Genomic DNA, 22,515 nt, shown 5'->3' with positions numbered 1-22,515 from the left:
GACCGGGACACCTATCCTGGGGACTTCGGACAGCGCGGTCCGCCACCCGCCCAGACGTGCTCGATGACTGCACCATCCCTGCAAGGAGCCGCACCTGTGAGCAGTGCCGACAACGCCCACGCCGAGCCCGCCACCACCGGAACCCAGGGCACCACCGGCGACAACGGCGCCCTGCGCGCCGACATCCGCCGCCTCGGCGACCTCCTCGGCGAAACCCTCGTCCGGCAGGAAGGCCAGGACCTCCTCGACCTCGTCGAACAGGTCCGCGCCCTGACCCGCACCGACGGCGAGGCCGCCGCCCGGCTCCTCGGCGAGACCGACCTCGCCACCGCCGCCAAGCTGGTCCGCGCCTTCTCCACCTACTTCCACCTGGCCAACGTCACCGAGCAGGTCCACCGCGGCCGCGAACTGCGCAACCGCCGCGCCGCCGAAGGCGGCATCCTCGCCCGCACCGCCGACATGCTCAAGGACGCCGACCCCGAACACCTGCGGGAAACCGCCCGCAACCTCGGCGTCCGCCCCGTCTTCACCGCCCACCCCACCGAGGCCGCCCGCCGCTCCGTCCTCACCAAGCTCCGCAAGATCGCCGAACTCCTGGACCGCCTCGACCCCGCCGAGCGCCGCCGCGTCGACCTCCGCCTCGCCGAGAACATCGACCTCATCTGGCAGACCGACGAACTCCGCGTGGCCCGCCCCGAACCCACCGACGAGGCCCGCAACGCCATCTACTACCTCGACGAACTCGGCCGCGGCGCCGTCGGCGACGTCCTCGAAGACCTCGCCGCAGAACTGGAGCGCGCCGGCACCAAGCTCCCCGCCGGCACCCGCCCCCTCACCTTCGGCACCTGGATCGGCGGCGACCGCGACGGCAACCCCAACGTCACCCCCCAGGTCACCTGGGACGTCCTGATCCTCCAGCACGAACACGGCATCACCGACGCCCTCGAACACGTCGACGAACTCCGCGGCGCCCTCTCCAACTCCATCCGCAACAGCGGCGCCACCGAAGAACTCCTCACCTCCCTCCAGCACGACCTCGACCTCCTCCCCGAGATCAGCCCCCGCTACAAGCGCCTCAACAGCGAAGAGCCCTACCGCCTCAAGGCCACCTGCATCCGCCAGAAGCTCCTCAACACCCGCGACCGCCTCGCCAACGACACCCCCCACGTCCCCGGCCACGACTACCTCGGCACCAGCGAACTCCTCGACGACCTCACCCTCATCCAGACCTCGCTGCGCGCCCACCGCGGCGGCCTCGTCGCCGACGGCCGCCTGGAGCGCACCCTCCGCACCATCGGCGCCTTCGGCCTCCAGCTCGCCACCATGGACGTCCGCGAACACGCCGACGCCCACCACCACGCCCTCGGCCAGCTCTTCGACCGCCTCGGCGAGGAATCCTGGCGCTACGTCGACATGCCCCGCGACTACCGCCGCAAGCTCCTCGCCAAGGAACTCCGCTCCCGCCGCCCCCTCGCCCCCAGCCCCGCACCCCTGGACGAGGCCGGCGCCAAGACCCTCGGCGTCTTCCGCACCATCCGCAAGGCCAAGCAGACCTTCGGCCCCGAAGTCATCGAGTCCTACATCATCTCCATGTGCCAGGGCTCCGACGACGTCTTCGCCGCCGCCGTCCTCGCCCGCGAAGCCGGCCTCATCGACCTCCACGCCGGCTGGGCCAAGATCGGCATCGTCCCCCTCCTGGAGACCACCGACGAGCTGAAGATCGCCGACCAGCTCCTCGACGACATGCTCTCCGACCCCTCCTACCGCCGCCTCGTCGCCCTGCGCGGCGACGTCCAGGAGGTCATGCTCGGTTACTCCGACTCCTCCAAGTTCGGCGGCATCACCACCAGCCAATGGGAGATCCACCGCGCCCAGCGCCTGCTGCGCGACGTCGCCCACCGCCACGGCGTCCGCCTCCGCCTCTTCCACGGCCGCGGCGGCACCGTCGGCCGCGGCGGCGGCCCCTCCCACGACGCCATCCTCGCCCAGCCCTACGGCACCCTCGAAGGCGAGATCAAGGTCACCGAACAGGGCGAGGTCATCTCCGACAAGTACCTCGTCCCCTCACTGGCCCGCGAAAACCTCGAACTCACCGTCGCCGCCACCCTCCAGGCATCCGCCCTGCACACCGCCCCCCGCCAGTCCGACGAAGCCCTCGCCCGCTGGGACGCCGCCATGGAGACCGTCTCCGAAGCCGCCCACGGCGCCTACCGCCGCCTCGTCGAAGACCCCGACCTCCCCGCCTACTTCTTCGCCTCCACCCCCGTCGACCAACTCGCCGAACTCCACCTCGGCTCCCGCCCCTCCCGCCGCCCCGACTCCGGCGCCGGCCTCGACGGCCTCCGCGCCATCCCCTGGGTCTTCGGCTGGACCCAGTCCCGCCAGATCGTCCCCGGCTGGTACGGCGTCGGCACCGGCCTCAAGGCCGCCCGCGAAGCCGGCCTCGACACCGTCCTCGACGAAATGCACGAACACTGGCACTTCTTCCGCAACTTCCTCTCCAACGTCGAAATGACGCTGGCCAAGACCGACCTGCGGATCGCCCAGCACTACGTCGACACCCTCGTCCCCGACGACCTCAAGCACGTCTTCGACACCATCAAGGCCGAACACGCCCGCACCGTCGAAGAAGTCCTCCGCGTCACCGGCGAAACCGCACTCCTCGACTCAAACCCCGTCCTCCAGCAGACCTTCCACGTCCGCGACGCCTACCTCGACCCCATCTCCTACCTCCAGGTCTCCCTCCTCAAGCGCCAGCGCGACGCTGCCGACGCCGGCCAGGAACCCGACCCGCTGCTCTCCCGAGCCCTCCTCCTCACCGTCAACGGCGTCGCCGCCGGCCTCCGCAACACCGGCTGACCGACCCCGGCACACACAAACGGCGGGCCCGCCCGGAGCAACCTCCGGACGGGCCCGCCGCGCCGATCCCACCACCTCACGAGTTGTACGTCGACTGCGCCCGCTCCAACCCCTCGATGACCAGGGCCTCCACCGCATCCGCCGCCCGGTCCACGAAGTAGTCCAGCTCCCTGCGCTCCGCCGACGAGAAATCCCTGAGCACAAAGTCCGCCACCGGCATCCGCCCCGGCGGCCGCCCGATCCCGAACCGCACCCGGTGATACTCCGCACCCAGCGACTTCGTGATCGACTTCAGCCCGTTGTGCCCGTTGTCACCGCCCCCCAGCTTCAACCGCAACGCACCGAAGTCGATGTCCAACTCGTCATGCACCGCAACGACGTTGGCCACCGGCACCTTGAAGAAATCCCGCAACGCCGTCGTCGGCCCACCCGACAGATTCATGAACGACGACGGCTTCGCCACCACCACCCGACGGCTCAACGGACCCGGCGGACCGATCCGCCCCTCCACCACCTGCGCCCGCGCCCGGTGCGCCTTGAAACGGCCACCCATCCGCTCCGCCAGCAGGTCCGCCACCATGAACCCCACGTTGTGGCGGTTGCCCGCATACTCCGGGCCCGGATTGCCCAGCCCCACGATGAGCCAGGGGCTCGCCGCATCCGTCATGTCCACGTCTCCTCGAAAACGACCCAACCGCCGCCCCGGCGCCGCCCGGCGCCGCGACAGCGGTTGGGAAGAAAACTACCGCGGAACTACCGCGAGAAGGGTCAGCCCTCCTCGCCCTCGCCCTCGGCACCCTCGGCCGGAGCCTCCACCTGCGCGGCGACGACCTGCAGCACCGGGGTGTCCTCCTCGACCGTCAGCGACGCACCGGCCGGCAGCACGATGTCCTTCGCCAGCACGGTGTGACCGGCGTCCAGGCCCGCGATCGACACGGTCACCGACTCCGGGATGTGCGTCGCCTCGGCCTCGACCGGCAGCGTGTTCAGCAGGTGCTCCAGCAGGTTGCCGCCCGGCGCCAGGTCACCCTCGGTCTGGATCGGCAGCTCGACGGAGACCTTCTCGCCCTTCTTCACGGCCAGGAAGTCCACGTGCACCAGGAAGCGACGGATCGCCTCACGCTGCACGGCCTTCGGGATCACCAGCTCGTTGGTGCCCTCGCCCTCCAGGCGGATCAGCGCGTTCGGGGTCTTCAGGGCCATCATCAGCGCGTGGCTGTCCACCGCCACGTGCTGCGGCTCCGCACCGTGACCGTAGACGACCGCCGGAACCTTCGCCTCACGGCGCAGACGGCGCGCGGCGCCCTTACCGAAGTCGTTCCGGGCCTCAACGGCGAGCTTGATCTCGGCCATGTCGCACTCCTCGTATCTGAGAGAAAACTCTGCGGGGCGTCACCCGGCCCACGACAGACCTGCTACGAAGAGCGCGTCGATAACGGACCGCCGCACCACATGAGTGCGGCCTCCCTCGCCGAGCAACTCACAGAGTCTACCCGGCGGGGAGGCCACCCCGAAAATCGATCTAGCGAACCCCGAAACTCACTGCTCGTCGAACAGGCTCGTCACCGAACCGTCCTCGAACACCTCACGGAGCGCCCGCGCGATCGTCGGCGCCATCGACAGCACCGTGATCTTGTCCAGCTCCAGCTCCGAAGGCGTCGGCAGCGTGTTCGTGAACACGAACTCACTCACCTTCGAATTCTTCAACCGGTCCGCCGCCGGACCCGACAGCACACCATGCGTCGCCGTCACGATCACATCCGCCGCACCATTGGCATACAGCGCCTCGGCCGCCGCACAGATCGTGCCACCGGTGTCGATCATGTCGTCCACCAGGACACACACCCGGCCCTTGACGTCACCCACGACCTCATGAACCGTGACCTGATTCGCCACGTCCTTGTCCCGGCGCTTGTGCACGATCGCCAGCGGCGCACCCAGCCGGTCGCACCAGCGGTCCGCCACCCGCACCCGACCCGCGTCCGGCGAAACCACCGTCAGCTTGTCCCGGTCCACCTTGGCGCCCACATAGTCCGCCAGCACCGGCAGCGCGAAGAGATGGTCCACCGGGCCGTCGAAGAAGCCCATGATCTGATCCGTGTGCAGATCCACCGTGACGATACGGTCCGCACCCGCCGTCTTCATCAGATCCGCGATCAGCCGCGCCGAGATCGGCTCCCGCCCACGGTGCTTCTTGTCCTGACGCGCATACCCGTAGAACGGCACGACCACGGTGATGCTCCGGGCCGAAGCCCGCTTCAGCGCATCGATCATGATCAGCTGCTCCATGATCCACTTGTTGATCGGAGCCGTGTGGCTCTGGATCAAGAAGCAGTCCGCGCCACGCGCCGACTCCTGATAGCGGACATAGATCTCGCCGTTGGCGAAGTCAAAAGCCTTCGTCGGGACCAGGCCCACACCCAGCTGGTGCGCGACCTCCTCAGCAAGCTCGGGGTGGGCGCGGCCGGAGAAGAGCATCAGCTTCTTCTCGCCGGTCGTCTTGATCCCGGTCACAGCAAATCTCCTTGCATCACAGTTTGCGTGCGCTCATCACGGTACGCCCCGCACGGCATACCCCTCGGCACAGTCACCGCTCACCCTCGGACGCCAGGTCAGACCCCTGACCCGACTCCGACTCACGAGCGGACGAAGCGGCCTGCGCGGCGGCGCTCCCGGGCCGCTTGCGCGCGACCCACCCCTCGATGTTCCGCTGCTGGCCACGCGCGACCGCCAGCGAACCCGGGGGCACATCCTTGGTAATGACCGAACCGGCCGCGGTATACGCGCCATCCCCGATCGTGACAGGCGCCACGAACATGTTGTCCGAGCCCGTCTTGCAATGCGACCCGACCGTCGTGTGGTGCTTCGCCTCACCGTCGTAGTTCACGAACACACTCGCCGCACCGATGTTGGTGTGGTCACCGATCGTCGCATCCCCCACATACGACAGATGCGGAACCTTCGTCCCCACACCGATCTGCGAGTTCTTCATCTCCACGAACGTCCCGGCCTTCGACTTCAGCCCCAGCACCGCCCCCGGACGCAGATACGCATACGGACCCACCGAAGCCTCCGGCCCGATCTCCGCACCGTCCGCCACCGTGAACGACACCGACGCCCCGGCACCCACGGCCGTGTCCTTCAGCCGCGACTGCGGCCCCACCTCGGCACCCGACGCCACATGCGTGGCACCCAGCAACTGCGTCCCCGGGTGCACCGTCGCATCCTGCTCGAACGTCACCGACACATCCACCCACGTGGACGCCGGATCCACCACCGTCACACCGGCCAACATCGCCCGCTCCAGCAGCCGCCCGTTCAGCAGCCGACGCGCCTCCGCCAACTGCACCCGGTTGTTGATCCCCAGAATCTCCCGGTGATCGTCCGCCACCGCGGCCCCCACCCGGTGCCCGGCCTCCCGCACGATGCCCAGCACATCCGTCAGGTACTCCTCGCCCTGACTGTTGTCCGTACGCACCTTGCCCAGCGCATCCACCAGCAGCCGCGCATCGAACGCGAACACCCCGGAGTTGATCTCCCGGACCGCCCGCTGCGCCTCGCTCGCGTCCTTGTGCTCGACGATCTCGGTCACCGCACCGGTCGCGCTGTCCCGCACGATCCGCCCGTAACCCGTCGCGTCCGGCACCTCGGCCGACAGCACGGTCACGGCGTTCTTGTCCACGGAATGCGTCTCGCTCAGCTTCCGCAGCGTCTCGCCGGTCAGCAGCGGGGTGTCACCGCACACCACGACGACCGTGCCGTCCAGCGTCACACCGTCGGCGCTCAGCTCCTCCAGGGCGGTGCGGACGGCGTGGCCGGTGCCGTTCTGCTCGTACTGCACGGCGGTGCGCACGGCGGGATCGATCGCGGCGAGGTGCTCCCGCACCTGCTCGCGGGCGTGGCCGACGACCACGACGAGGTGTTCGGGGTCCAGCTCACGGGACGCGGCGACGACGTGGCCGACGAGGGATCGGCCGCAGATCGCGTGCAGGACCTTGGGGGTCGTCGACTTCATGCGGGTTCCCTCACCCGCTGCGAGAACGACGACGGCGGCCGGGCGGTTGGCGCTCACGGGATGCCCTTCGGCTTCTTGGCTACTTCGGGTGGTGGTCATCCGAAGGATACCGGGGCGTTTCGCGGAGAAAACGAGGGCGGGTCCTGACCTTGCGGTCAGGACCCGAACTTTGCTTGCTCCCCTGCCAGGACTCGAACCCGGAACGATCGGACCAAAACCGACAGTGTTGCCCATTACACCACAGGGGAGTGTAGAGCGGGTCAAACCGGACATTCCGTCAGGCTGCCCGCTCGGCACCCAACACTATGCCGTACCACCAGCCTTCAATGCGACGGTATAGCTCAGTGCATTGCAGTACACGGACCGTCAGGCAGCCGTGATACCCCTCTCCCACGTTCTTGCGCACCGTCTTCGGGTTGTGCTTTTTGAGCGTCGTCTTGCCCAGGGTGGTCACTTCGACGCCGACCAGGTCAGCCCAATATCGCTCGGCGGCCGCAACGTCGGCAGACTCGTGGATCATCACCGTGAAGCGGAGCTGCCAGTCCTCCACGCCCAGCAGTCTCAGCCAGGCGAGGTAGACCTGGATCATGCCCGGGTCGCTGTTGACGAAGACGACCTTCTCTCTTCTGTCGTACGGCTTGCTCTTGCCGCCCTCCGCCCAGTACAGCCCCACGCCGACCAGGAACAACTCCCGGTCCGTGAGCGTGCCGATCTCCTTCTTCGCCGCCGCCTTGGTCTCGGCGATCTGGCGATCCCGCGCCTCCCGGTACGGCGCCCACCGGGCCTCGCGCATCTGATGCATGGCCTCCGGGGACTTCGTCGGCTTGGGGAGGTCGCGGACCCAGAGGGAGACCGAGCTCTTGGAGACGCCCAGCTCCGCGACGATCTCGTCGTACGTCCGCCCTGCGCGGCGCAGAGCGCGGGCCTGCTCCCGGACGTCGTCCTTGGCGTTCGGCCGCTTCGTCCACTCGGGAGGTGGCTCGCCTTCCAGGAGGTCGGTCAGGGCGCCGTCGCCGAGCGGGCCGAGCCGGTCGCGGATCTGGCGGCGGCTGAGGCCGGCACGGCGGAGGGCGACGGCGTGGGGGCGTAAGGCTTCGTAGTCGGGGTGGGGGTGATGGGGGTGTGTCCGTGTCATGGGGAACAGGCTGGCTCGGTTCGGGCGGACCGTGGGGCGAAAGTGCGAGCGATTCAACAGTTCGAGGGATATCTGGTCGTAACGGTTGGTAATGGGCTGGAAGCGTGCTGGGAGTGGGCCCGGGGGAGGCGGGGCGGCGCCCGTACGCTGGTCGGTATGACCGCAACGGGGGCAAGTGAGAGCGTGGCCGCGCGAGGGAGGCCGGGGGGCGGTCCCTGGTGGTGGGCGCGGCGGCGCAGTGTCGTGCTGGATGTGCTGTTGGCGGTGGCGTCGACGGTGGAGTGCATGGCGGAGGGGGTTCCGTTCGCGCACTCGTCGGGGGCTCCGGTGGCGTTGGGGGTGCTGCTGGGGCTGGTGGTCGGGCCGGTGCTGTTGGTGCGTCGGCGGTGGCCGGTCTTGGTGGTGCTGACGTCGATCGCGGTGATTCCGGCGGAGATGGGCGGGCTGCTGAGTGTGGTGGGGCTGTACTCGCTGGCGGTGTCGCAGGTGCCGCGGCGGGTCATCGGGCTGCTGGCGGGGATGACGGCGGCGGGCACGGTGGTGTCGACGTTCTTCAGCATGCGGCAGGACGTGGCGGGGCAGCCGGACTTCAATCCGCCGGTGTGGTTCCTGGTGCTGATGGCGTTGGCGGTGGGGTTGGTGCTGACGGCTCCGCCGGTGTTGTGGGGGTTGTATGTGGGTGCGCGGCGGCGGCTGGTGGAGAGTCTGCGGGAGCGGGCGGACGGTCTGGAGCGGGAGCTGTCGTTGCTGGCGGACCGGGCCGAGGAGCGTGCGGAGTGGGCGCGTAACGAGGAGCGGACGCGGATCGCGCGGGAGATGCACGACGTGGTGGCGCACCGGGTGAGTCTGATGGTGGTGCATGCGGCGGCGTTGCAGGCGGTGGCGTTGAAGGATCCGGAGAAGGCGTCGCGGAATGCGGCTTTGGTGGGGGATATGGGGCGGCAGGCGCTGACGGAGTTGCGGGAGATGTTGGGGGTGTTGCGGACGGCCGAGGGGGCGGGGGGTTCGGACGAGCCGGAGCGGTTGGCGGCGGTGGCGTCGCGGGTGTCGCGGAAGGCTGCGGACGGTGCCGGGGACGCCGGGGACGCCGGGGAGGGTGTGGCGGTGGTGCCGGCGGAGGTGGCCGGGGGGCCGGTGGGTGGTGTGGAGCCGGAGGGGGACGGTCCGTGGCTGGCGGAGTTGGGGGAGTTGGTGGAGCAGTCCCGGGTGGCCGGGATGGTGGTGGAGTTGTCGGTGCTGGACGGTGCGGGGGAGCCGGTGTCGGTGGACGGGGGTGGGCCGCGGTATGGGGCGCGGGTGGAGCAGACGGTGTTCCGGGTGGTGCAGGAGGCGCTGACGAACGTGCACAAGCATGCGCCGGGGGCGCGGGCGCGGGTGCGGTTGGCGCATCGGGCCGGTGAGGTGGCGGTGCAGGTGGAGAACGGTCCGTCGGAGCGGGGGGCGGCGGGTGCCGGGCTGCCGAGTGGGGGGAACGGTCTGGTGGGGATGCGGGAGCGGGTGGCGGCGTTGGGTGGGGTGTTCGTGTCGGGTCCGACGGAGGCGGGGGGTTTCCGGGTGTCGGCGGTGGTGCCGGTGGGGGCGGCCGGCTGAGGCCGGTGGTGGGCCGGGCCGGGGCTCGTTCGTCCTGTGGCCGGTTCGTCCTGTGAGGGCGGGGTGTCAGTCGCCGGAGAGGGTGAGGCGGCTGGGGCGGGTGCCGAGGACGAGGGTGCCGAGGGCCTGGTCGAGGTCGGGGCCGAGGTACCAGTCGCCGGTGTGGTCGAGGCTGTAGACGCGGCCCTGGGTGTCGATGGCGAGGGTGGCCTGGGGGTGGGTGGTGCCGCGGGTGGCCTTGGTGTCGGGGAGTTGTTCCTGGCCGAGGGGGGCGACGTCGGTGTCGAGGGCGCGGCCGAGGTCGCCGAGGGTGCGGGCGAGGTGGAGGCCGAGGAGGGGGTCGATGACGAAGGGGGTGGGGGCGATGTGGCGGCCGGGGCCGGGGCCGGTGATGCGCAGGCCGCCGAATTCGGCCCAGGCTTCGACGGCGGCGGGGAAGACGGCGTGGCGGTGGCCGGCGGGGGAGGTGTGGTTGCGGAGGGTGTCGGCCCAGTGTTCGGCCTGCTGTATGTCCCAGCGGCCGGGTTGCCAGCCGGCTTGCTGGAGGGCGGTGTCGACGGCGGCGGGGAAGCGGGTGGTTGCGGGGCCGTCGGGGGCGGGGGTGGCGGGGGTGGTCGGCATGGTGGCGGTCAGCTCCCTTGGGGCGTCGTGGCCCCGATGGGCATGACGCCGAAGTGGGCGAGGAGGGCGTCGCAGGAGCGGCAGGGTGGTGCGTAGCTGCCGTGCTGGGGGTCGCCGTCCTCGCGGATGTGACGTGCGGTGATCTTGGAGTGTTTCAGGGAGCGGCGGGCTTCGCCTTTGGTGAGGGGTTTGCGGGAGGCGCGTTTGCCGCGGTTGGTCTCGACGGCGGTGAGGTGGCGGGAGAGCAGGACGGCTTCGGGGCAGCGGCCGGTGAAGCGGTCGCGTTGTGCGGTGGTGAGGGTGTCGAGGAAGTCCTGGATGAGCGGGTGGAGGGTGGGGGGTTGTTCGGCTTTGCTGGCCGTGCAGGTGAGGGTTTGTCCGCGTACGGACAATGCGGCGCCGATGGTGGGGAGGATGCCGTCGCGGCGGTGGCGGAGGACCGGGGTGCGGTCGGTGTCCGCGGTGCCGCTCCAGCCGATGCGGGGATCGCCGCCGGCTCGGGGGTCGGCGGTGGTCGTGTGGTGTGCGGTGGTGCTCATGGTGGTGCTTCCCTCCCTGCAATCCCCCGGTTTGCGGAGGTCAGATTGCCAAATGTGCTGGGTGTTGCGGTAGTCGGACGCGCTGTCGGGGATGTCACTGGGGTGTGACGGTTCGTCGGTTGTCCGGTAACGGGGCTGGTGGGCGGGGTGTGGCCGGGTGGTGCCGGGGGGTGCCGGGCGGGGGGTGAAGCGGGGGTGGCGTGGGGCTGACGGTGCGGTGCGGGCACGGTGCGGGCGGTGTCGTTGCGGAGCGGTGACGGTGGGGTCGTGTGGTCGGGCGACGGGCGAGTGGGAGGTGTCGCCGCGGAGCGGCGGCGGTGAGGGGTGGTGGTCGGGCGACGGGTGGGCCGTTGCGGCACCGCATAGGCTGTGCCCCAAAGCCAGCTTCAGCCAGGGGGCAACCGCGATGACGACAGGTCGGCAAGGGCTGGGGGCGCACCCCGGCCTCCAGGCCGGAGGACGTCCCGTGCCACCGAACTCGGCCTACGCCGGGCAGGTCGTGCATTTCCCGGATCCGGTGCGGGCCGCGCGGTATCCGGCCGGGGTGCGGATGGACGGGAACGGCTTCCCGGACTTCTCGCCGTATGCCCGGGCGGCGGCGGAGATCGCCGAGCCGCCGGAGGGTTTCGGCGTCGACGAGTTGCGGCTGACGGACTTCGTGTCGGCGAACGCGGCGCTGCACGCGCAGGGGCACGAGCTGTGGATAGATGTGCCGGCGGTGGCGACGCCGCACGGCTGGACGTGGCATCACGTGGCGGGGACGCGGCGGATGGAGCTGGTCCCGGTCGAGGTGAAGGCGCTGCTGCGGCATCACGCGGGGCTGGCGACGGCGGCGGTGGCGCACGACAAGCGGGGTACCCGGCCGTTGCAGGAGACGCGTCCGGTGCACTTCGGGCTGCCGCGGCGGGAGCTGGCGGTGGGCGAGGAGCAGGTGGTGCAGGCCGAGGAGGCGCTGGGGTACCGGCTGCCGGGGGCGTACCGGTCGTTTTTGAAGGCGGCGGGCGGGTGTGCGCCGGTGGGGGCGGCGCTCGACGCGGAGCTGGGTCTGCTGGTGGACCAGCCGTTCTTCGCGGTGCGTGACGACGCCGCGGTCAACGATCTCGTCTATGTGAACAAGTGCCTGCGCGACCATTTCACCAAGGACTACCTGGGGGTGGCGTTCGTGCAGGGCGGTGTGGTCGCGGTGAAGGTGCGCGGTGAGGCGCTGGGCTCGGTGTGGTTCTGTCCGTACGACGACGCGCGGGACCGGGACGGATGGTCGGTGCAGGAGCGGGTGGAGCGGCTGATGTTGCCGTGTGGTGCGGATTTCGATGACTTCCTGTTGCGGCTGGCGGGTAATCCGCCGGAGCTGGAGACGGTGGCGAACCTGATGGTGGACGGCGGCTTCGCGTACGCCGTGCCGGTGGGGGGCTGATCGCGGTGGTGACGTTCGCGCAGGCGCAGGAGCGCGCGGAGCGGTGGGTGAACGGCGAGGTGCCGTCGGAGCTCCACCGCGAGGTGCGGGTACGGGAGTTCACGCTGGGCTTCGTGGCCTGGGCGGAGGACCGCGAGGGCGGTCCGGTCGGCGAGGGCGGCCGCGGCCGGCTGGTGATCGCCCGGGACAGCGGTGAGACGACGCTGTGGCCGGGGTTGCCGGTGGGTGAGGTGATCCGTCGCTACGAGGAGGAGTACGGCGCGCCGGCGGACGGCGGCTACGGGGCGGCGGAGCCGCCGCAGCGGATCGATCTGGAGGCCACGTCGTTCCTGCTGACGCCGCCGGAGTGGTTGCAGGAGGCGGCGGACGCGATGGGGATCGGCGCGGGGAAGGGGAGTGCCGGGTCCGCTTCTGGCTCCGCTTCTGGCTCGGGGGCCGGCTCCGGGTCCGGTTCTCGTTCCGCTTCTGGCTCCGGGGTCGGTTCCGGTTCCGGTTCTGGCTCGGCTTCCTCCGACGGGGGTTCGGCTTCCTCTGACGGGAGTCCGTCTTCCGACGACACGTCGTGGGCGGCCGCGGACACCACCGCGGGCGGGGACGACGAGGACCGTTCGGTGGCGCCGCCGCAGACGGTGTTCGCGCCGCCGCTCGCCGGTTCCGACGACGAGGACGCCCCGTCGACGCCGCGAGTGCGGCCCGACGCCAAGACCGAACTGCTGCGGGGCGGCAGCCAGTTGCCGCCTACGCGGGTCTCGTCCGTGGAGCCGTCGCCGATCGGCGACGGGGCCGGGCAGCCGGGCGCGGGCGTTCCCGGGGGGCTGCCCCCGATGCCGCCCGCGCCGCCGCCGATGCCGCCCGCGCCGCCCGTTGTACCGCCGCCGGCTCCGCCTGCGTCGTCCGCGCCTTCCGGGGCGCCGGGTGCGCTGCGGGATCTGCCGCCGCCGACCGGGGCGCCGATCGCCGATGTGCCGCCGCCGCCCGGTGCGGGCTGGGACGGCGGGCGGCCGGACGTGGAGGAGGGCGCGGCCGCCGGGACGCAGAAGGCGGACGCGCGTCCCGGGGACGGGCCTGCGGCTCCGGGGCCGGGGATTGGCCCGGCTTCGTCGGGGCCGGGTGCGGCCGGGACGCCGGCCGGGGGGTACGTGCCGACGCAGCTCGTTTCCCAACTGGACGCCTCTGACGTGGACTTGAGCGCCGTGGACGGGACCGGCGCGGGTGCGGCCGGTGGCTCCGGTGATGCCGGTTCAGGTTCCGGTTCCGGGTCCGGGTCGGCTTCCGGTTCTGGTTCCGCTTCCGGGGCCGGTGGTGGCGCGGGCGGTGCCCGCGGTGGGGTGCACGCTGCCGCGACGATGCTCGCGGATGGTGCGGCGCTTCAGTCGGCCGTGCCGGGGCCGGGCGGAGCGGTGGGTGCCCCCGTCGCTTCCGGTGGTCCTGGCGGTCCCGGTGGTGCCGGTCCCGGTGTGCCGCCGCCTCCTGGGCCGCTCGGTGCGCCCAAGCCGCTGGGGGCGTCCGGCGAGCCCGGTGCGGCCGCGGGCGGTCATGGTCCTGGTGGGCCGGACGGGCCGCCTCCGCCGCCCGCGCCGCCGCCGGGTGCTGCCGGCGCCGGTCCGGGTGCCGGTTCTGGTGCCGGTGCCGGTGCCGGGGGCGGGGTGCATGCTGCGGCGACGATGCTCGCGGAGGGTGCCGCGATGTCCGGTGGCCCGGGCGGGCCCGGTGGTCCCGGCATGCCGCCGGCCGCCGGTCCGGGGATGCCGCCTGCGCCGCCGATGGCTCCGCCGGCGCAGGCCGGTCCGCCGCCGGCTCCGGCTCCGGGCCCGCCGCCGGTCCCGGGTCCCGGTCCGGCTCCGGCCCCGGCTCAGCACGGTGTGCCGGCTCCCGGTGTACCGGGGCCCGGCGGCGGTGGCCCGGGTGCCCCCGGTGCGTACGGCTATCCGCCGGCGCCCAGTGGGCAGCCGACCGTCGGTCCCGGCTACATGGCCGTCCTGAGCTACCGCGCGCCGGACGGCAGCGAGCAGAAGATCGTGCGCCGGTCGGCGCCGGGCACGCCGCACCCGGAGTGGCAACTGCTGCACGAGCTGCGGGCGATGAACGTGCCGCCGCAGCAGGTGGTGGAGCTGCACACCGAGCTGGAGTGCTGCGAGCTGCCCGGTGGCTACTGCGCCCGGATGGTCCGGGAGAACTGGCCGCAGGTGCGGATCAGCCACACCGCCGCGTACGGCAGGGACCACGCCTCGCGGCAGCAGGGCGTACGGCACCTGATCGAGCATCAGGGTGAGCTGCACCAGGTCGCCGACGGGCCGGCGCGGCCCGCGCCGGTGCGGGCGCCGCTGCCGCATCCGTCGCAGGTGCAGCCGGTGCCTCCGGTGCCGCCGCAGGCGATCGGGCACGAGCTGGAGCAGGCGTTCGGGCCGCAGGGGATCTTCCGTTTCGACCAGCGGGCGGTCTCCCGGCAGGGCGTGCCGGACGTCGTCGCGCAGACGCTGGTGTGGGCCGGGCTGCCGGTCGACTTCGGGCCGTTCTTCTGGGCGCAGGCGCAGCCGGGGCGTCCGGTGCCGACGCTGGCGGAGCTGGCGGCGGAACGGATGGTTCAGCCGGCGCCGGATGCGGGTTCGTATCTGGTGATGGGCAACGACTTCGGCCGTCAGCTGTGTGTCCAGTACGGGACCGCGAACATCGTGGCGGTCCCGTTGGACGGGGGGCCGGGCGGGCAGTCCGTCGCGCCGCAGTTCGTGAACACCGGGCTGCCGGAGTTCGTGCGGTGCCTGGCGATGCTGGGGCGGATGTGGCGCCTGCGGTACGGGCTGACGCCCGAGCAGGCCGGTCGCTGGACGGTGGACTTCCAGGCGCAGCTGGTGGCGTTGGATCCGGCGGCGTTGGGGTCGCCGGAGACGTGGTGGGCGGTGCTGCTGGAGCAGATGTGGGACGGGCTGTTGTAGGCATCCCACGTTGGGGTTTCGGTGGTTGTGAATTCCGCCGGACCCGGGCGGTGGGTGGTTGCTCGCCGTGGCGGCGGTAGGTGGTTTGTGGCCGCCCCACGTTGTTGGCTGCGCGCGCCGTGGTGGCTGGTGTGGCCTCGCCTACGGCCTGTGGGTGGGGTCGGAGGGGCTGCCCCGGAACCCGTCCTCGGTGCGGGCGCATCTGGTCCGTAGATGAGGAATGCCCCGGCGTTCGCTCCAGATCCTGCGGGCGGGCTCCGGGACATCCCCTCCGACCCGGCCGGCACGCGGCTTTCCCGCCGTCTGGGTAGCGGTCGGTCGCGGGGGCGTTCCCCTTGTGGGACTCGTGGGGGCCTCGTCGCCGGTGTGCCGTTCGTGTGGCTTTTGTGACGGCCCGTTCCTCGGGGCTGTGTGGGTCGGTGTACGGGGAGGTGAGGCGGGCCGGTTGCCGGGGCCGGCAACGTGGAAGTGGGCAAAACCCTCGCGCGGGCGAAGATCCAATTCCGGCTTCTGGTGGCAAATGGCGCATCCTTGGGGGAAGGAATGGGCGGAGTGTCGTGTTGGAGCCGCTTCGGGCCGATCCAGAAAGATGTGCGCGGGACTGTGCGGAGGTTTACGGGTCCGCGCGATTGCTGTGCGCAGGGAGAGGGGCTTGAGGGATGAGTACTTCGGTTTCGCCGCACGGGTTCGAGACCGTACGGGGGCGCGGCTATCGCCCGGAGGACGTGGACCGGCGCGTCGAGGGGCTCTCGATCGACCGCGACTCGTGCTGGGAGCGGGCCGCCCGGCTGACCGTCCTGTGCAACGAGATGGAGGACGAACTCGCGGAACTGCGCGACTATGTGGCGCAGTTGCCGGAGCAGACGTACGAGTCGCTCGGTGAGCAGGCCCGGCTGATCCTGACGACGGCGGAGTCGGAGTCGGTGCGGCTGCGGTCCGCGGCCGAGCGGTACGCGGAGCAGGCGCACGACGACGCGGCCGAGTACGCGCAGAAGGTCCAGGGCGCGGCGGACAAGGCGGCGCAGCGGCTGCGGGCGGAGGCGGCGGAGGACGCGCGGCGCACGGGGAAGGCGGCGGGCGAGGAGGCGGCGGGGCTGGTGGCGGCGGCCGTCCAGGAGGCCGAGGAGGTCCGGGCGGAGGCGGCCGAGGAGCTGGCGGAGACCCGGCGCCGGGCCGAGAAGCTGCTGAAGGACCAGGAGACCCGGCACGCTGAGGAGTGGGACTCCCTGGAGCGGGAACTGGCGCGCCTGGAGGCCGAGATGGACCAGCGGGTCGCCCAGCTGGACGCCCATGGGGAGGCGGTGATGACGGAGCGGCGGCGGCTGACGGCGGAGGTCGAGGAGTCGGCGCGGCACCGGTTGGAGGACGCCGAGGCGCAGGCGGCGGAGCTGCTGGCGCAGGCCCGGGTCGAGGCGGAGCGGATCGAGCGGACCACCGAGCGGGTGGTGCGGGAGCACGACGAGGCGCGGGAGGAGGTCCGGATCCATATGACGCATGTGCGCAACAGCCTGGCGGCGCTGACGGGGAAGGACCCGGCGGAGTTCGCCGGTTCCGGTGCTGCCGCGGATTCCGGTTCTGCTTCCGGGACGGATTCCGGTTCCGGTGCTGGGGAGCCGGAGGTGGCGGGGGATCCGGACAACGAGCAGACGGTGGAGACGGAGTTGCCGCGGGTGGATCGGGGCGGGCCCGGGGGACGGCGGCAGACCGGGCGGTGAGCGCGCGGGGCGGGCCGGTCAGCCGGTGGGGCGGTGGCCTCCCGGTGGCTGGGTGTCCGCGCCGTCGGTCGTTCCGGTGGCGTCCTGTGCGGTGGTGGCGTCGGTCGGGCCGGTGTCCGTCGCGGTCTCGGGCGGGTGGGCGTCGGTGTGGACGGGGAAGCGGCGGGGGGCGAGGAGGAGGACGGTGAGGAAGGCGAGGGCGGCGGCTGCCGCGGCGCCCAGGTAGACGTGTTCGACGGTGGTGTCGACGGCGCGGCGCAGGTAGTCGGCGGTGCGGGCGGTGAGGGCGCCGGCGTGCTGGAGGGCGCGGGAGACGGCGTCGAGGTCGTGGGGCAGGCCGGTGCGGATGGCGGCGGGGGCGTGGGTGAGGCGGTCGTTGAGGGTGGCGTTGGCGACGGCGCCGAAGAGGGCCGCGCCGAGGGACTGGCCGACCTGGCGGCAGAAGAGGATCGAGGCGGTGGCGGTGCCGCGTTCGGCGTAGCCGACGGAGGACTGGACGCCGATGATCAGCGGGAGTTGGAAGAGGCCGAGGGCGGCGCCGAGGGCGAGCATGAGCAGGGCGGGCTGCCAGGCGGCGCCGGGGTAGGGGAGCAGGGGGAAGGCGAGCAGGACGAGGGCGGCGGCGCCGATGCCGAGGAGGGCGCAGTTGCGGATGCCGACGCGGGTGTAGACGCGGCTGCTGAAGGCGGCGGATATCGGCCAGCTGAGCGTCATGACGGAGAGGACGAAGCCGGCGGCGATCGGGCCGAGGCCGAGGACGGCCTGGGCGTAGGTGGGCAGGAAGACGGTCGGCGCGACCATCAGCAGGCCCAGGGCGCCGAGGGCGAGGTTGACGGCGGAGATGGTGCGGCGGCGCCAGACCCAGCCGGGGATGATCGGCTCGGCGGCGCGGCGTTCGATCAGGACGGTGGCCGTGGCGGCCAGGGCGCTGCCGGCGAGCAGGAGCAGGGACGGGGCGGAGAGCCAGGGCCAGGCGGTGCCGCCCTGGACGAGGGCGGTGAGCAGCAGGCCGCCGGTGGCGAAGACGGCGAGGGCGCCGGGCCAGTCGACGCGGGTGCGTCCGGTGGTGGCGGGCCGGTCGCGGTGGGTGTCGTGGAAGTGGCGGAGGATCAGCCAGAGGGCCAGGGCGCCGACGGGCAGGTTGATCAGGAAGATCCAGCGCCAGTCGCCGTAGCTGGTGAGCGGGCCGCCCAGTGCGGGGCCGGCGACCGCGGAGGCGGCCCAGACGCTGGAGAGCTTGGACTGGATCTTGGGGCGTTCCTTCATCGGGTAGAGGTCGGCGGCGATGGTCTGGACGGTGCCCTGGAGGGCGCCGCCGCCCAGGCCCTGCAGAACGCGGAAGGCGATCAGGGAGGCCATGTTCCAGGCGCCGGCGCAGGCCAGGGAGCCGAGGAGGAAGAGGGCGATGCCGGTGAGCAGGATCGGCTTGCGGCCGTAGGTGTCGGAGAGCTTGCCGTAGACGGGGAGGGTGACGGTGACGGCGAGGAGGTAGCCGGAGAAGAGCCAGGAGAAGACGGCGAAGCCGCCGAGGTCGCCGACGATCTGGGGGACGGCGGTGGCGATGATCGTCGAGTCCAGGGCGGCCAGCGCCATGCCGAGCATGAGGGCGGCGACGACGGGGCCGCGCCGGGCGGCGGGGGCGTCGGGCGGCTGGTTCGCGGTGCCGTTCCGGTCGGCGCTGTGGCTGTGCTGGGTGGTGCGGCTCACCGGGCCCCCTCCTGCGGTGCTGCGCTGCGGCCGACCCCGCGACGGGTTTACGTGTAGTCGGCACGGTTCCGTGTCCACCCTTGCACGGGCGGTGGCCCGGCGGAATGGGGTTTCTCGCAGGGTGGGACGGCGGTGGCGCGGCCGCCGGGCGGTCGGTTGTCGGTGGTCCGGCGTAAGGTGGGCAGCCCTGGTCCGTGTGCGCCGTCGGCGCTGCCGAGGGGGTGTCGGGCCGGTCGCGTTGTTCGCCTCGCTGGGACGGAACCTTTTCATGAGCCTGAGTGGTCTGCTCGACGCCGTCGTACGGGACCCGGCCCTCGCCGAAGCGGTCAAGGCCGCGGCCGACGGGCACCGGCCGCATGTCGATCTGGTCGGGCCGCCGGCCGCCCGCCCGTTCGCGGTGGCGGCGCTGGCGCGGCGGGCCGGCCGCCCGGTGCTGGCGGTGACGGCCACCGGCCGGGAGGCCGAGGATCTGGCCGCCGCGCTGCGTTCGCTGATGCCGGCCGGCGAGGAGAACTCCGTCGTGGAGTTCCCGTCCTGGGAGACGCTGCCGCACGAGCGCCTGTCGCCGCGGTCGGACACCGTCGGACGGCGCCTGGCGGTGCTGCGCCGGCTGGCCCACCCGAGCGCGGACGATCCGACGGCGGGCCCGGTGTCGGTCGTCGTCGCGCCGATCCGCTCGGTGCTCCAGCCGCAGGTCAAGGGGCTGGGCGAGCTGGTGCCGGTGAGTCTGCGGACGGGGCAGTCGGCCGATCTGGAAGAGGTCGTGGACGGCCTGGCGGCGGCCGCCTACGCACGCGTCGAACTGGTCGAGAAACGCGGCGAGTTCGCGGTCCGCGGCGGCATCCTGGACGTCTTCCCGCCCACGGAGGAGCACCCGCTGCGGGTGGAGTTCTGGGGCGACGACGTCGAGGAGATCCGGTACTTCAAGGTCGCCGACCAGCGCTCCCTGGAGGTGGCCGAGCACGGGCTGTGGGCGCCGCCCTGCCGTGAGCTGCTGCTGACCGACGAGGTGCGGGCGCGGGCCGCGGAGCTGGCCGAGCGCCATCCGGAGCTGGGCGAGCTGCTGGGGAAGATCGCCGAGGGGATCGCCGTCGAGGGCATGGAGTCGCTGGCCCCGGTGCTGGTCGACGACATGGAGCTGCTGCTGGACGTGCTGCCCGAGGGCAGTATGGCGGTGGTGTGCGACCCGGAGCGGGTGCGGACCCGGGCGGCGGACCTGGTGGCGACGAGCCAGGAGTTCCTCCAGGCGTCCTGGGCGGCCAGCGCCGGTGGGGGCGCGGCCCCGATCGACGTGGGGGCGGCGTCCCTGTGGGGCATCGCGGACGTCCGGGACCGGGCGCGCGAGCTGGGCATGATGTGGTGGTCGGTGTCGCAGTTCACCTCTGGTGACATCGGGCACAGTGCCGCGGGCGAGGAGGACGAGGGCGACGGGGACACCCTCAAGCTGGGGATGCACGCCCCGGAGACGTACCGCGGGGACACCCAGCGGGCGCTGGCGGACACCAAGGGGTGGCTGGCGGACGGCTGGCGGACGGTGTTCGTCACCGAGGGCCACGGCCCGGCGGCGCGCACGGTCGAGGTGCTGGGCGGCGAGGGCATCGCCGCCCGCCTGGAGGCCGACCTCGGCGAGATCGCGCCGTCCGTCGTCCACGTGGCCTGCGGCTCGATCGACAACGGCTTCGTCGACCCGGGCCTGAAGATCGCGGTGCTGACGGAGACGGACCTTTCGGGGCAGAAGGCCGCGGGCAAGGACGCGGCCCGGATGCCGGCCCGCCGCCGCAAGCAGATCGACCCGCTGACCCTCCAGGCCGGCGACTTCATCGTCCACGAGCAGCACGGTGTCGGCCGCTACATCGAGATGGTGCAGCGCACGGTCCAGGGCGCCACCCGCGAGTATCTGCTGGTGGAGTACGCGCCGGCCAAGCGCGGCCAGCCCGGCGACCGGCTCTACATCCCCACCGACCAGCTGGAGCAGGTCACCAAGTACGTGGGTGGCGAGGCGCCGACGCTGCACCGGCTCGGCGGCGCGGACTGGACGAAGACCAAGGCGCGCGCCAAGAAGGCGGTCAAGGAGATCGCCGCCGACCTCATCAAGCTGTACTCCGCCCGGATGGCGGCGCCCGGCCACTGCTTCGGCCCGGACACCCCCTGGCAGCGCGAACTGGAGGACGCCTTCCCGTACGCGGAGACGCCCGACCAGCTCACCACCATCGCCGAGGTCAAGGAGGACATGGAGAAGTCCGTCCCCATGGATCGCCTGATCTGCGGTGACGTCGGCTACGGCAAGACCGAGATCGCGGTCCGCGCGGCCTTCAAGGCCGTCCAGGACGGCAAGCAGGTGGCGGTGCTGGTGCCCACCACCCTCCTCGTCCAGCAGCACTACGGCACCTTCACCGAGCGCTACGGCCAGTTCCCGGTCAAGGTCCGGGCGCTGTCCCGGTTCCAGACCGACACCGAGGCGAAGGCGGTCCTGGAGGGCCTGCGGGAGGGCTCGGTGGACATCGTCATCGGCACCCACCGCCTCTTCTCCTCCGAGACCAAGTTCAAGGACCTCGGCCTGGTCATCGTCGACGAGGAGCAGCGGTTCGGCGTCGAGCACAAGGAGCAGCTGAAGAAGCTCCGCGCCAACGTCGACGTCCTGACGATGTCCGCGACCCCGATCCCCCGGACCCTCGAAATGGCGGTCACCGGCATCCGCGAGATGTCCACGATCACCACCCCGCCCGAGGAGCGGCACCCGGTCCTGACCTTCGTCGGCCCCTACGAGCAGAAGCAGATCGGCGCCGCCATCCGCCGCGAACTGCTCCGCGAGGGCCAGGTCTTCTACATCCACAACCGCGTCGAGTCCATCGACCGGGCCGCGGCCCGGCTGCGCGAGATCGTCCCCGAGGCCCGCATCCAGACCGCCCACGGGCAGATGGGCGAATCCCAACTGGAGCAGGTCGTCGTCGACTTCTGGGAGAAGAAGTTCGACGTGCTGGTCTCCACCACGATCGTCGAGTCGGGCATCGACATCTCCAACGCCAACACCCTGATCGTCGAGCGCGGCGACAACTTCGGCCTCTCCCAGCTGCACCAGCTGCGCGGCCGTGTCGGCCGTGGCCGCGAGCGCGGCTACGCGTACTTCCTCTACCCGCCGGAGAAGCCGCTGACGGAGACCGCCCACGAGCGGCTCGCCACCATCGCCCAGCACACCGAGATGGGCGCGGGCATGTACGTCGCGATGAAGGACCTGGAGATCCGGGGCGCCGGAAACCTCCTCGGCGGCGAGCAGTCCGGCCACATCGCCGGCGTCGGCTTCGACCTGTACGTCCGGATGGTCGGCGAGGCGGTGGCGGACTACCGGGCGTCCCTGGAGGGCGGCGCGGAGGAGCCGCCGCTGGAGGTCAAGATCGAGCTGCCGGTGGACGCGCACGTTCCGCACGACTACGCGCCGGGCGAGCGGCTGCGCCTCCAGGCGTACCGGGCCATTGCCTCCGCGGCCAGCGAAGCCGACGTCACCGCCGTCCGCGAGGAGCTCACCGACCGCTACGGCAAGCTGCCCGAGCCGGTGGAGAACCTCCTCCTGGTCGCCGGTCTGCGGATGCTCGCCCGCTCCTGCGGTGTCTCCGACATCACCCTCCAGGGCTCCAACATCCGCTTCGGCCCGGTGGAGTTGCGGGAGTCCCAGGAACTCCGCCTCAAGCGGCTGCACCCGCGGACGGTCCTCAAGCCGGCGACCCGCCAGATCCTGGTTCCCCGCCCGACGACGGGCCGCATCGGCGGCAAGCCGCTGGTCGGCCGCGAACTGCTCGCCTGGGTCGGCGAGTTCCTCACGACGATCTTGTCCTGACCGTACGTTGTCGGGTGCGTCGCCGTGGGGGTTCGCCGTTGGCGGGGGGTTTGTTGGGCGGGGGCGCCCCTGTCTGTCTGTGGGTGGTGGGTGCGGGTGCCTGTGGGGCGGGCCTCCGGGGGTGGGTTGTCGGACTGCTTCGCTTTACGTCCGAC

14 protein-coding genes and 1 tRNA gene are annotated in these 22,515 nt (G+C 71.9%); 6 read left to right on the top strand and 9 right to left on the bottom strand.

What is annotated here, in order from left to right; genetic code table 11:
• Positions 1-171 precede the first annotated feature (171 nt).
• Positions 172-2,859, top strand: coding sequence for a phosphoenolpyruvate carboxylase (ppc, locus tag B073_RS0113090; protein ID WP_051094007.1), 2,688 nt, complete (start codon positions 172-174; stop codon positions 2,857-2,859).
• 76 nt (positions 2,860-2,935) lie between these two features.
• Here the strand turns inward: ppc and pth are convergent, their stop codons facing one another.
• The 6 genes from pth to B073_RS0113060 all read right to left on the bottom strand — a co-directional run bounded on the left by pth (position 2,936) and on the right by B073_RS0113060 (position 8,009).
• The gene (gene pth / locus B073_RS0113085; protein WP_018538548.1) at positions 2,936-3,526 is read right to left on the bottom strand and encodes an aminoacyl-tRNA hydrolase; all 591 of its coding nucleotides are present in this window, start codon (positions 3,524-3,526) and stop codon (positions 2,936-2,938) included.
• A gap of 101 nt (positions 3,527-3,627) precedes the next feature.
• Positions 3,628-4,212 carry a 50S ribosomal protein L25/general stress protein Ctc gene (locus B073_RS0113080; protein WP_018538547.1) on the bottom strand — a complete coding sequence of 195 codons (585 nt, stop codon included), beginning with the start codon at positions 4,210-4,212 and terminating at the stop codon, positions 3,628-3,630.
• Between the two features lie 186 nt (positions 4,213-4,398).
• Positions 4,399-5,373, bottom strand: coding sequence for a ribose-phosphate diphosphokinase (locus tag B073_RS0113075; RefSeq protein WP_018538546.1), 975 nt, complete (start codon positions 5,371-5,373; stop codon positions 4,399-4,401).
• 73 nt (positions 5,374-5,446) lie between these two features.
• Positions 5,447-6,931 carry a bifunctional UDP-N-acetylglucosamine diphosphorylase/glucosamine-1-phosphate N-acetyltransferase GlmU gene (glmU, locus tag B073_RS0113070; protein WP_026247330.1) on the bottom strand — a complete coding sequence of 495 codons (1,485 nt, stop codon included), beginning with the start codon at positions 6,929-6,931 and terminating at the stop codon, positions 5,447-5,449.
• A 119-nt stretch (positions 6,932-7,050) separates the two neighbouring features.
• A tRNA-Gln gene (locus B073_RS0113065) sits at positions 7,051-7,122 on the bottom strand.
• 29 nt (positions 7,123-7,151) lie between these two features.
• Complete coding sequence (locus B073_RS0113060) at positions 7,152-8,009, bottom strand: hypothetical protein (RefSeq protein ID WP_018538544.1); 858 nt, start codon at positions 8,007-8,009, stop codon at positions 7,152-7,154.
• Between the two features lie 156 nt (positions 8,010-8,165).
• Between B073_RS0113060 and B073_RS0113055 the strand changes: the two genes are divergently transcribed.
• A complete protein-coding gene (locus tag B073_RS0113055) occupies positions 8,166-9,599 on the top strand; it encodes a sensor histidine kinase (protein ID WP_078508003.1) in 1,434 nt (477 codons plus the stop codon).
• 66 nt (positions 9,600-9,665) lie between these two features.
• Here the strand turns inward: B073_RS0113055 and B073_RS0113050 are convergent, their stop codons facing one another.
• Positions 9,666-10,220, bottom strand: coding sequence for an SUKH-3 domain-containing protein (locus B073_RS0113050; RefSeq protein WP_018538542.1), 555 nt, complete (start codon positions 10,218-10,220; stop codon positions 9,666-9,668).
• Between the two features lie 8 nt (positions 10,221-10,228).
• Positions 10,229-10,759: a YwqJ-related putative deaminase gene (locus B073_RS0113045; RefSeq protein ID WP_018538541.1), complete on the bottom strand. Its 531-nt coding sequence runs from the start codon at positions 10,757-10,759 to the stop codon at positions 10,229-10,231.
• 406 nt (positions 10,760-11,165) lie between these two features.
• Between B073_RS0113045 and B073_RS0113040 the strand changes: the two genes are divergently transcribed.
• The 3 genes from B073_RS0113040 to B073_RS0113020 all read left to right on the top strand — a co-directional run bounded on the left by B073_RS0113040 (position 11,166) and on the right by B073_RS0113020 (position 16,821).
• On the top strand, positions 11,166-12,173 hold the full coding sequence (locus B073_RS0113040) for an HNH endonuclease (RefSeq protein ID WP_026247329.1): 1,008 nt from the start codon (positions 11,166-11,168) through the stop codon (positions 12,171-12,173).
• Between the two features lie 5 nt (positions 12,174-12,178).
• On the top strand, positions 12,179-15,106 hold the full coding sequence (locus B073_RS39930) for an SUKH-4 family immunity protein (RefSeq protein ID WP_078508002.1): 2,928 nt from the start codon (positions 12,179-12,181) through the stop codon (positions 15,104-15,106).
• Positions 15,107-15,765: 659 nt separating this feature from the next.
• Positions 15,766-16,821, top strand: coding sequence for a cellulose-binding protein (locus B073_RS0113020; RefSeq protein ID WP_051093998.1), 1,056 nt, complete (start codon positions 15,766-15,768; stop codon positions 16,819-16,821).
• 18 nt (positions 16,822-16,839) lie between these two features.
• Here the strand turns inward: B073_RS0113020 and B073_RS0113015 are convergent, their stop codons facing one another.
• A complete protein-coding gene (locus B073_RS0113015) occupies positions 16,840-18,423 on the bottom strand; it encodes an MFS transporter (protein ID WP_199788146.1) in 1,584 nt (527 codons plus the stop codon).
• 373 nt (positions 18,424-18,796) lie between these two features.
• Here B073_RS0113015 and mfd point away from each other — a divergent pair, with 373 nt between their 5' ends.
• Positions 18,797-22,360 (top strand): transcription-repair coupling factor, encoded by a 3,564-nt coding sequence (mfd, locus tag B073_RS0113010; protein ID WP_018538535.1) that lies wholly within the window; start codon positions 18,797-18,799, stop codon positions 22,358-22,360.
• Positions 22,361-22,515 lie beyond the last annotated feature (155 nt).

Origin of the sequence: Streptomyces sp. MspMP-M5 (assembly GCF_000373585.1) — a bacterium.
Taxonomy (GTDB): domain Bacteria; phylum Actinomycetota; class Actinomycetes; order Streptomycetales; family Streptomycetaceae; genus Streptomyces.
This window is presented reverse-complemented; position numbering and strand designations above follow the sequence as displayed.

What these genes read in the sequence shown, in the direction of transcription:
- pth (WP_018538548.1), bottom strand. Translation starts at nt 3,526, where the DNA reads ATGACGGATGCGGCGAGCCCCTGGCTCATCGTGGGGCTGGGCAATCCG.
- B073_RS0113080 (WP_018538547.1), bottom strand. Translation starts at nt 4,212, where the DNA reads ATGGCCGAGATCAAGCTCGCCGTTGAGGCCCGGAACGACTTCGGTAAG.
- B073_RS0113060 (WP_018538544.1), bottom strand. Translation starts at nt 8,009, where the DNA reads ATGACACGGACACACCCCCATCACCCCCACCCCGACTACGAAGCCTTA.
- B073_RS0113055 (WP_078508003.1), top strand. Translation starts at nt 8,166, where the DNA reads ATGACCGCAACGGGGGCAAGTGAGAGCGTGGCCGCGCGAGGGAGGCCG.
- B073_RS0113050 (WP_018538542.1), bottom strand. Translation starts at nt 10,220, where the DNA reads ATGCCGACCACCCCCGCCACCCCCGCCCCCGACGGCCCCGCAACCACC.
- B073_RS0113045 (WP_018538541.1), bottom strand. Translation starts at nt 10,759, where the DNA reads ATGAGCACCACCGCACACCACACGACCACCGCCGACCCCCGAGCCGGC.
- B073_RS0113040 (WP_026247329.1), top strand. Translation starts at nt 11,166, where the DNA reads ATGACGACAGGTCGGCAAGGGCTGGGGGCGCACCCCGGCCTCCAGGCC.
- B073_RS0113020 (WP_051093998.1), top strand. Translation starts at nt 15,766, where the DNA reads ATGAGTACTTCGGTTTCGCCGCACGGGTTCGAGACCGTACGGGGGCGC.
- B073_RS0113015 (WP_199788146.1), bottom strand. Translation starts at nt 18,423, where the DNA reads ATGCTCGGCATGGCGCTGGCCGCCCTGGACTCGACGATCATCGCCACC.
- mfd (WP_018538535.1), top strand. Translation starts at nt 18,797, where the DNA reads ATGAGCCTGAGTGGTCTGCTCGACGCCGTCGTACGGGACCCGGCCCTC.